The sequence below is a fragment of the Algoriphagus aquimarinus genome, from assembly GCF_900112005.1.
In the GTDB taxonomy this organism is placed as follows: domain Bacteria; phylum Bacteroidota; class Bacteroidia; order Cytophagales; family Cyclobacteriaceae; genus Algoriphagus; species Algoriphagus aquimarinus.
This window is the reverse complement of sequence record NZ_FOKK01000003.1, coordinates 241,842-254,499: the sequence shown is the minus strand read 5'-3', so window position 1 is coordinate 254,499 and position 12,658 is coordinate 241,842. Positions and strand designations below refer to the sequence as shown.

Genomic DNA, 12,658 nt, shown 5'->3' with positions numbered 1-12,658 from the left:
TCATTGTGTTAATGCATAAACCACTATGTTGACACCAAACTTGGTATTGTCAACCTTTAAGAATCGCTTATTTCTGAAGTCATAATCCCACTCGCAGCCATAATCTTTGTTGCTATAAAGGACTCCTATCCTACCATTTACAACAATTGCTTTCAAGTAATCATGAATCAGGTCATCTCCCCAGCCATTAAGCTCAAATGAAGTGGCCGGAGGGCCATCATCAAATTCAAAGAAGGAAGAATAAATTGGGTGGTTATTGGGTATTTTTTGGAGCGCATCTTCTCCAAAGGTTTTAGCCATTTCGGCTTCGAAGGATTTTGCGAAAAGTCCATCTATGTCATGATTGCAATCATCGGCAAAGACGAAGCCTCCGTTTTCTACATAAGTCTTGAAATTCTGTCGCTCTTCGGACGAAAACTCTACCAACTTATGCCCACTGATATAGCAAAAAGGACTTTTGAAAATCTCCTTACTACTCAGCTCTACTATTTTTTCCTTTTCATCTACAGGAATGGTTGTGTATTCCACCAGTGAATTGAGCAAGTTGATAGGCATACGTTGATCAGTATCCCAATTGCCGGAATTGTATTTGATTCTAGTGAAAAAGAAAGGTTGCATTTCAGTGGTCAGTTTTCAGTATTCAGTGATCAGTGATCACCTCTTTAAGCAATAAGCAGTACCCAGTCAAAGTAAATAATTACTGTAAACTGAATACTGCTCACTGTGAACTGATTTAAACAGCGTCAGATAAGCTAGTGAAGGTAAAGTCTCTGATCTTCATTGGCGGAATCAAGCTTCCTCCTACTCGCTGAGGCTTACCCATAGATTCTATGTTGTTCAACATGATAATCGGGCTCTCATTGAATCTAAAGTTCTTCACCGGGAATTTGATCTGACCATTTTCTATGTAGAAAGTACCATCTCTGGTCAAGCCCGTGAATAGCAGGGTCTGAGGATCTACCGCTCTGATGTACCAGAATCTGGTAACCAGCACGCCTCTTTCAGTGCTTTTGATCATATCGGCAATAGATTCATCGCCACCGGAGAAAATAAATCCGCCGCCACCAAATCCTCCAGCACCTGAAAGCGGTGTTACTCCTTGCTTTTCTGCCCAATAGCGAGAATAAGAAAGGTTTTTCACTACTCCATTTTCTACCCAAGTAGTTTTTTGCTTAGGCAACCCATCTCCATCCCATGGTGATGTAGGAATTTCTGTGTTGAAAGGATCTGAAATGATCGAAACTCGCTCATCGAATAATTTTTCTCCCAGGCGAGTTCCTCCACCCTTTTTACTCATATAGCTTCTTCCTTCGTCTGCACTCCGTGCATCAAAACCTCTTGTCAGCAAGCTCAATAAATCTCCAGCCGCAGTAGGCTCAAGGATAACAGTATATTTTCCCGGCTCTATTGCCTGGGCATTTGCAGATGCTTGCGCTTTCTGCATTGCAATGCTAGTCACCTCTTTTGAATTCAGGAGATTGACATCATTGAAATCTCTAATCGCATAACCAGATCCTGTGCCATCCGTCGTTCTCACTGTAATGGAGAAATCAACTGATGTGCTGGTATTGTAGCCAAATTGGCCTTTGCTATTCCCAGAAGCCACAAAGCCAGAGAAATCTTCCAAATAACCCGCAGCGGTAAGATCACCTGTACTGGTCACTTCTATACTGTCCATGGCCAATTGCGCCCGGAAGTCTGGTGTGATCTTATCTGTCGCCGGACTGAATGTAGCCGTCTCAGGATAAACTTGAGGCCCGAGCATAGGCATGTACTCAGGATTCTCAGGAGCCAACATAGCGATTTCCTCTGCACGTGCTACTACCTTTTTCAGTGAGGCATCATCCAGCTCATTGGTAGATGAAGATCCCACTTTCTTGCCAAATACAGAGTTTACACTTAGACGAATTTCATTCGTCTCTCCACTTGTGTTCACTGTATTTCTAGCATATCTGATATTACCGGTTTTTCCTCCAAAAATGGACACTTCCATCTCGTCCGCTTTGGAATAGGAAAGCACCTTATCTATAATTTTCTTTGCTTCTTCTTTAGTTAATATGGCCATAATTTCCGCGTTGAGGTTAAATGTTTCTTCCCGTATTGATCACGTTCACTCCGTCAAAACGGGTAGTGGAACTGCCATGAGAAACTGCTGATGATTGTGAAGGTTGGCCTTTGCCGTCATTGAACGAGCCGAAAAACTTGTAATCATCTTTGTCGCAAATCTGCGAGCAAGAATTCCAAAACTCTTGAGTATTGGACTGGTAGGCTACATCTTCGAGCATTCCCACGATCTCCCCATTCTTGATTTCGTAAAACAACTGACCTCCAAACTGGAAATTGTAACGCTGCTGATCAATAGAATAAGAACCTCTTCCAAGAATGTAAACTCCTTTTTCAACATTCTTAACCATTTCAGCAGGACTGAGTTTCTCCGTACCTGGTTTCAGAGAAACATTAGGCATACGCTGAAATTGCACAGAACTCCAACTGTCTGCAAAAGCACAACCGTTAGATTCATTTTCACCTAAGATTTTGACTTGGTCACGAATTGCCTGATAGTTTACCAAAACACCGTTTTTGATCAAATCCCACTCTTTACATTTTACTCCCTCATCATCGTATCCTGTATTTCCCAGGGAAAAAGGCTGAGTCTTATCAGCGACGATATTTACTTTATCAGAGCCATATTTGAAATCGCCTGATTTCCATTTGTCCAACGTAGCGAAGCTAGTACCGGCATAATTCGCCTCATAACCCAACACTCTATCCAGTTCAAGCGGATGCCCTACGGATTCATGAATTGTAAGTCCCAGGTGATCTGGATCTAGAACTAAGTCATACTTCCCAGGAATAACTGATTTTGCAGTGATTTTTTCTTTTGAATGCTTGGCTGCACCTATCGCATCCTCTACCATATCGTAGGAATTCTTGTAGCTATTGAAGCCAGCAGGATTCATGATTTTATCCTCAGCAAGACCATCCAGGTATTCATAACCCATACCCATTGGCGCACTAAGTGCCTGTCTACTTCTAAATCCACCCGCCCCTTTGTTCACAGCTGTCACTGAAAACGTCGGCCAGATACGATGGATATCCTGATCAATGTAAGAACCATCAGTGGACGCAAAATACTTCTGCTCGTTAATGATGAAGAGAGAGGAATTGACGAAGGCAACTCCATTATCCATAGCAGAATTGTTCACTTTCAGAAGAAGGTCAATTTTATCCTTTACAGGAACTTCCATTGCATTCTTCTTGATTGGCGTATTCCAAGTCACCTCTCCATGTCCTTTTTCAGGAGCAAGGACTACAGGTTCCTTTTGCAATTTGGAATTTGCTTTGGCGATGGCTACTGCAGTTTCTGCACAGCTTTTGATCCCGTCAGGGGATACATCTGAGGTTGCCGAAAAGCCCCAAGTGCCATTAGCAATCACTCGAATGCCGACACCAAACGTCTCTGAATTTGAGATGTTTTGGACGTTTTTCTCTCTTGTGCTTACATTTTGGCGCAAGTATCTTCCTATTCGAACATCTGTGTAAGTAGCGCCTTTGCCCCTGGCAGCATTCAATGCAATGTCAGCAAGTACTTTTTTAGCCGCTGGATCCATTCCTGGCTCAAGCAATTGCTCAGCCGAGACAGGATTTCCCATCATGACTAGTCCGGATGTGGCAAGGGCTCCAAGCCCCATTCCGGAAAGGTGGATAAAATCTCTTCTTTTCATGTGTTAGTAATTGTCTTTTTGGTCATCCCGATAACTTTCGGGAGAAATCTCGCATGCATTAGTCATTCCACGGTGTGTAGTTTTTCTTCATACCTATCTGCCTCCGGCAGGCTCGATTTCAATTGATCTCCTGGTTAAAGTTTATGGTTTATATTCCTAGTGATATTAATGGGTTTAATAGTTCTATCAAAGTACTGCTATCCTTGGATTAAGAAAAATAAAAATACAGACTCGGTAAAATTTCAGGGTACAACTTGAAAAATACCGTTTGACAATTAGAGATTCATGGATTTTGTACCCTATGCAACAAAATAAGACAATTTTAAAAAGTAATGTTTTGTACGATTTCCCTATTGAAAACTTTCAATAATCAACTATGAGGGTGAAGAATTGAAAAAGTTGATCAAAACTGGCCTGAGAGAGTTTAGTAATGCAGCTATCAAATCAAACACCGTCTACTAGGCCACAATATGGATTACTACATCTCGTAAGGGCGAATGATTATTCGCCCTTACTTGCTTGCGGAAGGCAGGTCATAAAACTTAAACCAGCATAAGACAAAAAAATCACCTCACTATCGTTCGGAAAGTCAAATTGATTCTGGGTTTAGAAACTAGCTTTGTGGGTGGAAGTCGATGCATCCAATGCGTCTGAGTAGTTCCTTTCATTACCAGCAAACTCCCATTTTCTAAAATCTGTGAAATGGTCTCTTTTGTTGCTTTATGTTTGAAAGCAAATTTCCGTTCCGCTCCAAAACTCACCGAAGCGATTGCTCCATTCTTTTTCAGATCCGTTTCTCCGTCGCTATGCCAAGCCATTCCCTCTGATCCATTATGATACAGATTCAGCAAGCAGGAATTGAAGGTTTCCCCCGTCTTCTTTTCTACCAGATCCTTAAGCTCCAGCAATTCCTTAGTCCAAGGCAAGGCTGTTTTTGTAGTATTGGAATAAGTGTATTCAAACCGATTTTCTGCATACCAAGCCACTTTACGCTTGGTTTCAATTCGTTTTCCAAAAATAATCGCCACGTCATTCTTCCATTGAATCTCGTTCAGTAAATAGTCTAGGTAGGTCAAAGCCTTAGCCGTAGGCATAATCTTGCCATAGTAATTCACCGTGCCGTCTTTGGGCAGCAGGTTAAAACTTTCAACTGAATCCTGATTGAATAAATCCATGTTACTGTGTTATCATTCTCTAGTTTGCTGGGCAGCTTCCCAACCTATTATCGCTGACTTCCTTGTATTCCCCCACATGTAGCCACCGAGTTTACCGCTAGACTGAATCACACGATGGCAAGGAATCAGAAAAGCAACAGGATTACTACCGATAGCAGTTCCAATAGCTCGTGAAGCTTTTGGTTTTTCTATTTCGCCTGCGATTGTTCCATAAGTAGTCAGATTTCCCATTGGGATTTTTAGCAGCGCGTCCCAAACTTTCAATTGAAATGGGGTGCCATGCAAGTGCAACTTGATCTGATTGAGTTTGCTCCAATCGTGCTGAAAAATAAACAAGGCTTCCTGTTGAATTTTATCCACAAGCTGATGATAGTTCGCTTTTGGAAAGCGTGCTTTCATAGTTACTTCTCCTTCTTCTTGGTTTGAGAAAAAAGCCAGGTGACAAATACCTTTCGGAGTAGAAGCCACGATGATTTCTCCGAACGGGCTTTCAGCAAAACTGTAATTGATCTGGAGGTTTTCTCCCCCATTCTTGAATTCACCTGGTGTCATCCCTTCAATTCTCACAAAGAGATCGTGAAGCCTTCCCGTCCCAGAAAGTCCGGTTTCTTGCGCCGCTTCAAATAGAGTCGCTTCCTTACCTTGCAACAGCTGCTTGGCATATTCCACGCTGAGGTATTGCATAAACTTCTTGGGACTCACCCCTGCCCAATCGCTAAACATCCGCTGAAAATGAAAAGGACTCAGATGAACCTGTCCCGCAATTTCCTCTAGGGAAGGTTGACTTTTGAAATTGGCTTGGATATATGCAATCGCTTCGGCAATACGTTGGTAATTGATGGACTGGCTCTCGCTCATGATCTAACTGCTAGGTTACCCAAAAGTAGGTTGATTCATAGAATAGCAAAACCCGAATCTTGCGGAGTAAGTGAAAATCAGGTTTTACTCCTACTTCACATACCCCACCTTCAAAATTGAATAGCTAGCTGACTTGGAACTTTGCACATCCACACTAAACCCTACTCTTGGTTAAAAACCCTATTGTGAAATAAAGGAAGCATCGAACTCAGCAGTGTTTTCAATTTGTATTTGCTGCTAAGCCTATATGCTTAGGAATCAAAGGATGATATAAATATCCGGCACTGGATATCTCCTCTTACTCCTAATGCTCTCTGTTCTTATCACAATTTTGTATTTAAGTATTTGCTTAAATAAGTAATAAATGTAACCTTGTGCTATGGGAAACAATTCTTGCATAAGGCAGCAGGCTGATTTTGAACAAATAAATCGTTGTAAAGACACAGTTACTGGATTAAGTGACTCATTTGACCACCTAGCAAATGGACTTTCATTGGCCGGAAATAGTGTCAGACTTAAAATACTTTATTTACTCTTTGAGGAAAAAAGACTTTGCGTCTGTGATTTAAGCGACATTTTGGGAATGAATATTTCCGCTATTTCTCAGCACTTAAGAAAAATGAAAGATCGAAATCTTTTAGAAACTGAGAGAGAAGCCCAAACGATCTTTTACTCTCTGACACCTGAATATGAAAAGTTACTAAATCCATTTTTTGAGATCCTTGACAACAATAAAACCTTAATACCGGGATGAAAAGTGAAAACAAAATAATTGGTGCAGGTATGCTAACTGCAATTACAGCTTCATTATGCTGTATCACTCCAGTATTAGCTCTAATCGCAGGAACCAGTGGAATTGCTTCAACATTTTCTTGGCTAGACCCTCTTAGACCCTATCTGATTGGGCTGACAATTTTAGCTCTTGGTTTTGCTTGGTATCAAAAACTTTTCCCGAAAGAAACAGATACAGAAAAGGAAATTGACTGTGAATGCGCAACCGAGGAGAAAAGGAAATTTATTCAAACCAAAACATTCTTAGGAATAGCGACATTGTTTGCTGCGACTATGATTTCATTTCCTCATTACTCCCACATTTTTTACCCCAAACCGGAGAAAGAAGTAGTAATTGTTAAGGAGTCAAATATTCAAAAAGTTGAATTTAAAATTGACGGAATGACCTGTGCAAGTTGTGCCGAACATGTCCAACACGATGTAAATAAGCTTCCTGGAATAATAGTAGCGACTGCGTCTTACGACAATAAGAATGCAGTTGTAGAATTTGACAATTCTAGAACGTCTCTTGCTGACATACAAAAAGCAATTGATGGGACAGGTTATAAAGTTATTGAGACAAATATTAAGTGAAATGGACGTACTAACGAAATCAATTATTACCTGCCCAAGCTGTGGACATAAAAAGGAAGAAGAAATGCCCACAGATGCTTGTCAATTCTTCTACGAATGTGAAAACTGCAAAAGTGTAATTAAACCAATATCGGGAGACTGCTGCGTTTATTGTAGTTACGGCACAGTTAAGTGCCCTCCCATGCAAGAGAATAAAAGTTGCTGTTCTTAAACTAGTACAGACAGACCAGTCGGTAATTAAATCATTTACCTCTACTTCACCTTCAAGAAGGTATAGCTAGTTGACTCGGAACTCTGCTTAGCCATTCCGATTGTACATCCCAAAGCAAGAAAGTAGACGTCGATTAGTATAAGTTGAACTTTATCAATCTTAAAAAATCGGAGAAATTGCTGCTGCATCAATGCCTTTCGTGGTTATGACTGCGAATAAAGATATAAATGCAGAGCCAATTACCAGGCTTTTAGAGGTGAATTAAGTTTGTGGTAATAAATATAAGAAACCATTAAAATCACCAAAATAATCAATGGAAATATCGTCTGAAACCCTAAACCATCCACAGCATAATGGCTAATGCAGGCAAAAATAAAATCAAAGGTAAAACCCGCATAAGCCCATTCCTTCACACGTTTTGGGAATTTGGGGATCATTAGGATCAGCGAGCCACAAACTTTGAAAACCACGAGAGCATTTCCAAAATACATGGGGTAGCCTAAATGCTGAATACCTTCTTTTGCAAGTTCTGTTTGTGAAGTCAGTGCTGGCATTACTCCCTCGAAAAGGAAAATAAGAGTTGTGGCTGACCAGAAAATGATCGTGTTTCTTTTTGTAACATCCATGTTTTTGAGTTTTATATGCCTCTCAAATATCAATACTCTCCTACTTTTCTACGGGGTAGCATAATGACAAAGTACAGGCGCTTTGCGAACCAGTGAATTGCATATCAAACTACTCATGTTGAATACTGAAAGTACTCAACACGATTCCTTCCGATTTTCTTGATTATTTTTATATCCACCTATGGAAAAGTGTGAGAAGAGATAGGACATGAGCACTAAGACCCTTTACTTTATCTATAGATAACTTTGTAACCTATTCCTGACATGTCAATATCCGACTTGAACAGCTCGAAAAATAAAACTACTAATACTCAAGATAGACGAGCATTTTTACAAAAAAGTGCCTTAGCAGCAATGGCGACGGTTTTGGGCGCAGATATAGTTCACGCTGCCAGTATGCCTAGAGATTATATTCCTGTAGGCTTGCCGGCGGATTTTGACCCAATGAAAGGCAAAAGCAAAGACATGATTATCCGTAATGAAAAGCCTTGGAATGTAGAGCCTATGCCACATCTGTTAGATGATGCTGTAACTCCATTTTCCAATATTTTCATCAGAAATAACGGACTGATGCCAGAAGATGTTGACGCAGCAAACTGGACTTTGACTATTGGTGGTGAATCAGTCACCAAGGAAAAAACATACACGCTCGATGAGCTCAAAAAGAAGTTCAAAGCTTATACTTATCAACTAGTTCTTGAATGTGGTGGGAATGGCCGAGCTGGCTTTTATCCTCCTGCATCTGGAAATCAATGGGAAGAAGGAGCCGTGTATTGTTCAGAATGGACCGGCGTAAGATTGAAAGATGTACTGGCTGATGTGGGCATCAAATCCGATGCTGTCTATGTGGGGTATTATGGAAAAGACAAACATCTAAACGGCGACCCAAACAAAGTGGTGATCTCCCGAGGTGCTCCTATGTCCAAAGTAATGCAAGACGAAACACTACTGGCTTGGGCGCTTAATGGAAAAGATATTCCTCTTCAACATGGATTCCCACTTCGCTTGGTTTGCGGCGGCTGGCCAGCTTCCGTGTCTGGCAAGTGGCTTCATAAACTAGTGGTAAGAAACAAAGTGCATGATGGTGAGAAAATGATGGGTGACGCCTATCGTGTTCCAAAGTATCCAATAGCTCCAGGAGATAAGGTGCCAGAGGAGGATATGAAAATAATAGAGTCCATGCCTGTAAAATCGATCATCACTCACCCAAAATCCGGGGCGATGTTTGACAAATCAAAAAAGTTAACCGTACGAGGACATGCTTGGGCTGGTGAACAGGAAATTAAAGAAATGCAAGTGACCACAGATTTCGGGGCTACCTGGCGAACATGTTCCTTGAAAAAACCTGCAAATCGTCTGGCTTGGCAACAGTGGTCTATAGATCTGGATTTCCCTCAAGCAGGATATTATGAGATCTGGGCAAAAGCAACTGACGATCAAGGAATCTCCCAGCCAATGGTGATGCCGGGCTGGAATCCTAAAGGCTATCTAAATAATGCCTGTCACAGAATCGCGGTGAAAGTAAGCTAATGCACATGAATAATCTTCCAAACAATAATCCCAAGACTTCAGACAAGGAAAACTATCAACTTTTCAATGGATTGATTAAGTCTGTAGCTGGACTGGTAGGAGTCGTAGTTCTACTGGCAGGTCTTGTGCTTTCGTTGGTTTTTCTACCAGAAATCTCTACTCGACTGAATTCTACCAGCGCTGAACTGTCCTCAGCTAGCCCTGAACCATTAGCCGATTTTAGTACTGAGGTAGTAGATGGCAAAGATGTGGAAACGGGACTGATTGCAGGGAATGGACTGGAGCTTGTCAAGGCCAACTGTACCGCCTGTCACTCTAGTGCACTGATTCTTCAAAATCGATTTACCCGTGAAGGCTGGCATTCCAAGATTGTATGGATGCAAGAGACTCAGGGTCTCTGGGATCTTGGCGGAAATGAAGCTATTATTCTGGATTACTTGGCAGAGAATTACGCCCCGGAAGAATCTCATGGACGTAGAATTCCGCTTACTGGAATTGACTGGTATGAGCTGAAGGATTGAGTAATTGAATTCAAATCCTGAATTAAGAATTCTAAATTATTTTCCGCAACCTTCTTTATCAATAGTATAAGTCAGGTTGATAATCTTCCAAATCCCATCTTTCTTGAATAAAGTAAAGACATCCACTCCACAGTGAGAGAAGTCCCCATTAAGTCTAAATTCATAAGGAACCCAAGCCATGGCCATTCCTTCATGGATTTTCACATCCATGCTTAGTCCTGTTTCCAGGTAGGAATTCTTGGATTGAAAAGATTTCAAATCGTCTTTGAAAAACCGCATGCGCTGTTTTGCCGGGCTTACGGTATTGTTTACTGTCCAGATCTGCCCTTCCATAAAAGCCACTTGCTGTAGCAGTACTGTGTCCTGCTTTTCCAAAGATTCGAAAAACTGATTGACCACAGTCCTTACTGCAGCTACTTCCGTCTCTTCAGTTTGCTGTGAAAAACAATCAAAACAGATGGAAAGAGCGAGGATTAAAAATACATTTTTCATGGTTTTATTTAAGTTAATTGGTTGAAGGTGATTCAATATCGTTGTTGTCCAATTTGTCAATCTCCTTCTTCACTTCATCTATCAATTGCTGTTCAGTAGGTAAATAAAGCTGGTATTTACTACCTATGATAGTTTTATTGTTTTCAGGTAATGTGATTTTTACCACTGCATCATTTTTATCCGCACAAAGCAAAATCCCGATGGTTGGATTTTCAAACCCTTGCTTTTCGAAGCGGTCGTAATAATTCACATACATCTGTAACTGTCCAATGTGCTCATGTTTCAGTTTGGTAGTTTTGATTTCAACAATTACAAAGCACTGGAGTAATCGATTGTAAAAAACAAGATCAATAAAGAACTCTTCTCCATCCAAATGGATACGTTTCTGACGAGCGACAAACGAAAATCCATTTCCAATTTCCAAAAGGAAATCTTTCAAATGTGTAATGATTGCCGCTTCAAAATCTTTTTCGTAGTAGGCCGCTTCCCTTTTAAGTCCCAAGAATTCTAATACCATAGGATCTTTTATGATTTCTTTCGCATCAGAAAGTGATTTCTCCTCCCTTGCCACTGCCAACACATCCTTGACATCGTTACTTAAAAGTAAGCGCTCAAAAAGCTGACTATTCACTTGTCTTTCTAACTGCCTTGCTGTCCAACTATTCTTATTTGATTCGGCTAAATAAAACTCTCTTTTATCCTGATTATCGAAGCCTATTATGGTTTTGTAATGCGTCCAACTCAATTGCGTCCGCAGTGCGGACGCAATTGGAAAGGTGCGGTAAAACTGCCTGTATCTCTGCAATTGTCGAATAGAAAACCCGCTACCAAACTGGGGTTGAAAGTTATCGGAAATTGACTTGATTAAGAATCTACCATAATCGGCCCTCTCTTTACCGTTTTGTTCTTCCTCAAAAATGATTTTACCAATTTGCCAATACATGATCACTCGTTCATTATCTACTGCACGAATTGCTTTCGCTTGTGCAGTAGAAATAATGCTCTGAATTTTCAAAAAAAAGTCTCTTCTAATTTCCATTGGATAGATGTTTCAGAAACGATGATTGATCAATACAATATCCAATTTTTCTAAGTATTCTAAAAACTGAATACAATTCGATTTCAAAGTCTCAATTGTGGACACATTGTATGCACAATTGACTCAGCAAAGCAATCAATCATGTCCCATACAGCAGTCCTTAAACTTCTTTCCGCTGCGACAAGGACAAGGGGCATTTCTACCGATGGTTCGCTTCAACTTATTATCGCCGACCTGACTATTGGCCAAATCAGTTTGAAATACCGAGGAAAGTACCTCGTATAATTCCGGATGTTTTTCTTGGAAAAGCTTTGGTCGTTCAAAAAAGTATTCACTCGCAACCGCCAAAAATTCCTGCTTATTAGTCGCTCCGTAAATATTAATATCACTTTTCCCGGCAAGCATTTCTTTGGTGTTCTCAGAGATCAAATGCAGCCATGGTAGTACCGCTTGATTTTTCATAATCATCTGCGGAATGCCATCGATTTCACCGTCTTGCTTGTCAAATAGATGCACAAACTCGTGAATTCCCACATTCATTTTGTCACTCGCATTATCAAAACCCTGATGTAAAGCAGGCTTGGAAAAGATCACCACATGATGCATTACTCCTCCACTTCCCACCATGCCTGAGATATTTCGGTCTTGCTCGCTGAAATCATACTTCTCAGTAAATAAATCTGGATACAAAAGCACTTCATGTAAACTGCTGTACTCCCATTCTGGAAAGGAAAAAACCGGAATAACTGCACTACTGGCAACCAGGAGACGATCTTCATCATCCACGGTAGTTTTGATTCCAGTGATTCTCACTCGTTTCAAAAAGCGTTTCACATCAGCTTCAAAGATCACTTTATCCTCTTCATCAAGTGAAGCATAGAAGTTTACTTCCTTAAATAGATATAGCCTCCATTTTTCTGGAAAGATCTCAGGGACGTTGAATCCACTTTTTATGCTTTTAGGGCGGAAAAGTAAGAATAGTATTAAGGCAATAAATAATCCTACTAAGATTTTAACAAACAAGATTTGAAGTGTTTTAGAGTGAAAGAAACGTGAAATAAGTTTTTATCAGAATTCTTCAAAACTACGGTTTTGCAGATTCCTCCAGTTGAAAAG

14 protein-coding genes are annotated in these 12,658 nt (G+C 40.6%); 5 read left to right on the top strand and 9 right to left on the bottom strand.

What is annotated here, in order from left to right:
• The 5 genes from BM291_RS05320 to BM291_RS05300 all read right to left on the bottom strand — a co-directional run bounded on the left by BM291_RS05320 (position 1) and on the right by BM291_RS05300 (position 5,758).
• Positions 1-618 (bottom strand): DUF4159 domain-containing protein, encoded by a 618-nt coding sequence (locus tag BM291_RS05320; RefSeq protein ID WP_092895135.1) that lies wholly within the window; start codon positions 616-618, stop codon positions 1-3.
• 115 nt (positions 619-733) lie between these two features.
• Positions 734-2,065: a TldD/PmbA family protein gene (locus tag BM291_RS05315; RefSeq protein WP_092895134.1), complete on the bottom strand. Its 1,332-nt coding sequence runs from the start codon at positions 2,063-2,065 to the stop codon at positions 734-736.
• Between the two features lie 16 nt (positions 2,066-2,081).
• Entirely contained in the window at positions 2,082-3,725 is a 1,644-nt protein-coding gene (locus BM291_RS05310; RefSeq protein WP_092895133.1) for a TldD/PmbA family protein, read from the bottom strand.
• A gap of 566 nt (positions 3,726-4,291) precedes the next feature.
• Positions 4,292-4,900: an alpha-ketoglutarate-dependent dioxygenase AlkB family protein gene (locus BM291_RS05305; protein ID WP_092895132.1), complete on the bottom strand. Its 609-nt coding sequence runs from the start codon at positions 4,898-4,900 to the stop codon at positions 4,292-4,294.
• Positions 4,901-4,912: 12 nt separating this feature from the next.
• The gene (locus tag BM291_RS05300) at positions 4,913-5,758 is read right to left on the bottom strand and encodes a methylated-DNA--[protein]-cysteine S-methyltransferase (RefSeq protein WP_092895131.1); all 846 of its coding nucleotides are present in this window, start codon (positions 5,756-5,758) and stop codon (positions 4,913-4,915) included.
• A gap of 379 nt (positions 5,759-6,137) precedes the next feature.
• Between BM291_RS05300 and BM291_RS05295 the strand changes: the two genes are divergently transcribed.
• From BM291_RS05295 to BM291_RS22210, 3 genes are read left to right on the top strand one after another with little or no spacing between them, the layout of a single operon-like run.
• Positions 6,138-6,512: an ArsR/SmtB family transcription factor gene (locus BM291_RS05295; protein WP_092895130.1), complete on the top strand. Its 375-nt coding sequence runs from the start codon at positions 6,138-6,140 to the stop codon at positions 6,510-6,512.
• Complete coding sequence (gene merTP, locus BM291_RS05290; protein ID WP_092895129.1) at positions 6,509-7,123, top strand: mercuric transport protein MerTP; 615 nt, start codon at positions 6,509-6,511, stop codon at positions 7,121-7,123. The genes BM291_RS05295 and merTP overlap by 4 nt, the downstream gene beginning before the upstream one ends.
• A 1-nt stretch (position 7,124) precedes the next feature.
• The gene (locus tag BM291_RS22210; RefSeq protein WP_092895128.1) at positions 7,125-7,334 is read left to right on the top strand and encodes a GDCCVxC domain-containing (seleno)protein; all 210 of its coding nucleotides are present in this window, start codon (positions 7,125-7,127) and stop codon (positions 7,332-7,334) included.
• Between the two features lie 239 nt (positions 7,335-7,573).
• Here BM291_RS22210 and BM291_RS05280 read toward each other — a convergent pair whose 3' ends face one another.
• Positions 7,574-7,960, bottom strand: a complete 387-nt coding sequence (locus BM291_RS05280) for a DoxX family protein (RefSeq protein ID WP_092895127.1) — start codon at positions 7,958-7,960, stop codon at positions 7,574-7,576.
• Positions 7,961-8,224: 264 nt separating this feature from the next.
• Here BM291_RS05280 and BM291_RS05275 point away from each other — a divergent pair, with 264 nt between their 5' ends.
• Positions 8,225-9,490, top strand: a complete 1,266-nt coding sequence (locus tag BM291_RS05275) for a sulfite oxidase (RefSeq protein WP_092895126.1) — start codon at positions 8,225-8,227, stop codon at positions 9,488-9,490.
• A 5-nt stretch (positions 9,491-9,495) separates the two neighbouring features.
• Positions 9,496-10,011, top strand: coding sequence for a hypothetical protein (locus BM291_RS05270; protein WP_245786773.1), 516 nt, complete (start codon positions 9,496-9,498; stop codon positions 10,009-10,011).
• A gap of 36 nt (positions 10,012-10,047) precedes the next feature.
• Here BM291_RS05270 and BM291_RS05265 read toward each other — a convergent pair whose 3' ends face one another.
• The 3 genes from BM291_RS05265 to BM291_RS05255 all read right to left on the bottom strand — a co-directional run bounded on the left by BM291_RS05265 (position 10,048) and on the right by BM291_RS05255 (position 12,565).
• Positions 10,048-10,503 (bottom strand): nuclear transport factor 2 family protein, encoded by a 456-nt coding sequence (locus BM291_RS05265; protein ID WP_092895125.1) that lies wholly within the window; start codon positions 10,501-10,503, stop codon positions 10,048-10,050.
• A 13-nt stretch (positions 10,504-10,516) separates the two neighbouring features.
• Entirely contained in the window at positions 10,517-11,542 is a 1,026-nt protein-coding gene (locus BM291_RS05260; protein WP_092895124.1) for a PDDEXK nuclease domain-containing protein, read from the bottom strand.
• 135 nt (positions 11,543-11,677) lie between these two features.
• The gene (locus tag BM291_RS05255; protein ID WP_092895123.1) at positions 11,678-12,565 is read right to left on the bottom strand and encodes a zinc-dependent peptidase; all 888 of its coding nucleotides are present in this window, start codon (positions 12,563-12,565) and stop codon (positions 11,678-11,680) included.
• Positions 12,566-12,658: the final 93 nt, after the last annotated feature.

Coding starts and splice junctions, on each gene's coding strand:
- BM291_RS05320 (WP_092895135.1), bottom strand. CDS start 618: ATGCAACCTTTCTTTTTCACTAGAATCAAATACAATTCCGGCAATTGG.
- BM291_RS05315 (WP_092895134.1), bottom strand. CDS start 2,065: ATGGCCATATTAACTAAAGAAGAAGCAAAGAAAATTATAGATAAGGTG.
- BM291_RS05310 (WP_092895133.1), bottom strand. CDS start 3,725: ATGAAAAGAAGAGATTTTATCCACCTTTCCGGAATGGGGCTTGGAGCC.
- BM291_RS05305 (WP_092895132.1), bottom strand. CDS start 4,900: ATGGATTTATTCAATCAGGATTCAGTTGAAAGTTTTAACCTGCTGCCC.
- BM291_RS05300 (WP_092895131.1), bottom strand. CDS start 5,758: ATGAGCGAGAGCCAGTCCATCAATTACCAACGTATTGCCGAAGCGATT.
- BM291_RS05295 (WP_092895130.1), top strand. CDS start 6,138: ATGGGAAACAATTCTTGCATAAGGCAGCAGGCTGATTTTGAACAAATA.
- merTP (WP_092895129.1), top strand. CDS start 6,509: ATGAAAAGTGAAAACAAAATAATTGGTGCAGGTATGCTAACTGCAATT.
- BM291_RS22210 (WP_092895128.1), top strand. CDS start 7,125: ATGGACGTACTAACGAAATCAATTATTACCTGCCCAAGCTGTGGACAT.
- BM291_RS05280 (WP_092895127.1), bottom strand. CDS start 7,960: ATGGATGTTACAAAAAGAAACACGATCATTTTCTGGTCAGCCACAACT.
- BM291_RS05275 (WP_092895126.1), top strand. CDS start 8,225: ATGTCAATATCCGACTTGAACAGCTCGAAAAATAAAACTACTAATACT.
- BM291_RS05270 (WP_245786773.1), top strand. CDS start 9,496: ATGAATAATCTTCCAAACAATAATCCCAAGACTTCAGACAAGGAAAAC.
- BM291_RS05265 (WP_092895125.1), bottom strand. CDS start 10,503: ATGAAAAATGTATTTTTAATCCTCGCTCTTTCCATCTGTTTTGATTGT.
- BM291_RS05260 (WP_092895124.1), bottom strand. CDS start 11,542: ATGGAAATTAGAAGAGACTTTTTTTTGAAAATTCAGAGCATTATTTCT.